Genomic DNA, 2,020 nt, shown 5'->3' with positions numbered 1-2,020 from the left:
AATGCGGCCGCGGCCTTGGCTTCGCGGATGAAACGCTGTTTGTCTTTATCGGACCGGGTGAGATGCGAAGGCAAAAACTTGAGGGCGACGGTGCGATCGAGCTTGGTATCTCTGGCCTTGTACACAATACCCATTCCGCCACGTCCCAGAATATCGGTAATGTGGTAATGCCCAAACAGGGCGTCGATCCTGTGATCTTCATCAAACTGGCTATGGGCCATATGATCAATGGAAGGCGCAACCACATCTTCTTCAAAATGCCCCATGAAGGAGAGAGCTTTGTCTCCATGTTCCAGCAAGGATTGGATTTCGTCGCGAAGGGCTTCATCCTCCCCACACTGGTTTTCGATGAACGCATCTCGCTCGGCAGGCGGGAGCGCAAGCGCCTGTTCAACCAGGGTTTCTATTTTGGTCCATCGGTCGTTGTTCATAATCCCTCTATATACGGTTTGTCCTCACCGGTAATGAGCTCCTGGAATCGGGGATTGTCTCGGAGGGGGTCCCATCTGGGATCAAATCGAATCAAGTTTCTATGTGCAAAAATAGAAGGAACCGAAAGACAAAATTCCAATTTGTCAATAGCCAATTCTTCACGGCCTGTCCAGGCATAAATTTCGGCCAGGTTAAACTCGAAATAGGGACCGGTATTCGCATTTTGGCTGGTTGGAGTCAATTCGGTGGCCCTTTCTCCCGCTTGAATAGCCTTTTCGACTTCGCCTAACCGAGCATACACTTTACCCAGTTCTGAATGATACTGTGGTTCATTCGGATACTCTCTAAGCAATTCTTCTAAATATACTTTTACCTGTTCGTAATGGGTACGAGCTTCGGCATCATTTCCCTGACCCTCAAGTGCTGTGCCAATGAGATAGTCTTTGAGATGATACATATGTTCAACTCTAAGGGCTGTTTCACCCGGGATATTTTTAAATCCGCGTAACGCTTCGTCCCAGTTGCGTTTCAGCATATTGTACATTCCCCATGACCAAGGTTGTTCAAGGGCAGGATCAGAGGGACGAATATGGTTCCACCAACGTTCATAATTATCCAGTGTTCCATCTCTTGATAGGCCGACCCATGCGTTGACATGGTGAGCAAAAGATGAGTTTGGATCTATCTCAAATATAATGTCAATAAAAGTTTCCGCTTGATCATAGTCTCTCTTCATCAAATATAGAAATCCCAAATGTCCATTTGGACCTAACGGATCCATTTCAAGAGCTTGTGTAAAATGATAAACCGTCATCTCCCAATTGCCCAAACGCCTATATATATATCCAGTAAAAATGTGCAAATTTGGATTATTAGGAAACTCCTGCAATGCGGATTCAAAGTAATCCAATGTTTGCCTGTGATCGGTTTGCGACCAGTAGTGATAGAGCCCCACAGCAAATTTTGTTTCAGGTAAGTACGGGGCAAGTCGTTCTGCTTCTTCAGCTGCCATTTTTAAGGCCTCAAGCTGTTGATGTGTTCTACCCTGGTACCAATATAATCGAGAATATACAACTGCCAGCATAGCCCAGGCCTGTGCGAATGTAGGATCCTTCTCGATTGATTTTCTGAGATACTCTTCAGCCGTATGTATATCCCGATTAATATACTCTTGACCCAGCATGTAGTTTCTGTACGCCTCTGGGTTGTCAGTAGGCCGTTCTTCCAATCTTTCTTTTTCCTCTTCCGTCAGCGAAGCCTGCAGTTCCCCAGCCACCTGGCTGGCAATACGGCTTTGAATTTCAAAGACATTGTCGATACTCTCATCAAAGCTGCCACTCCAGAGTGTTTCTAAATTGTTGGCATCAATCAGTTGGACAGAAACTCGGAGTTGGTCTCCGAATCGACGCACTGTCCCTTCGATAAGTGAAGCAACTCCCAATTGTTGACCGATGGCCTGTAGATCTCTTTGGCGCGGCTCAAATCCCAAAACCGAGCTTCTCGCGATCACGGTCAAGTCTCCAATTCCTGCCAGACGATTAATCAGTTCCTCATGAACACCATCGGTAAACTGGATATCCTCCGGCTC

At 46.5% G+C, this 2,020-nt stretch carries 1 protein-coding gene and 1 pseudogene; both read right to left on the bottom strand.

The window, feature by feature from the left end; genetic code table 11:
- Positions 1-431, bottom strand: a pseudogene (locus tag L6773_RS21160) (hypothetical protein); the annotation flags it as partial.
- The coding region (locus L6773_RS21155) for a tetratricopeptide repeat protein (protein WP_237856663.1) at positions 428-2,020 on the bottom strand (1,593 nt) is incomplete at its 5' end. The gene L6773_RS21155 and the pseudogene L6773_RS21160, both read right to left, overlap by 4 nt.

The organism is Rhodohalobacter sulfatireducens (genome assembly GCF_022012475.1).
Taxonomy (GTDB): domain Bacteria; phylum Bacteroidota; class Rhodothermia; order Balneolales; family Balneolaceae; genus Rhodohalobacter; species Rhodohalobacter sulfatireducens.
Note: the sequence above shows the minus strand (reverse complement) of the source record. Positions and strands in the feature narration are given on the sequence as shown.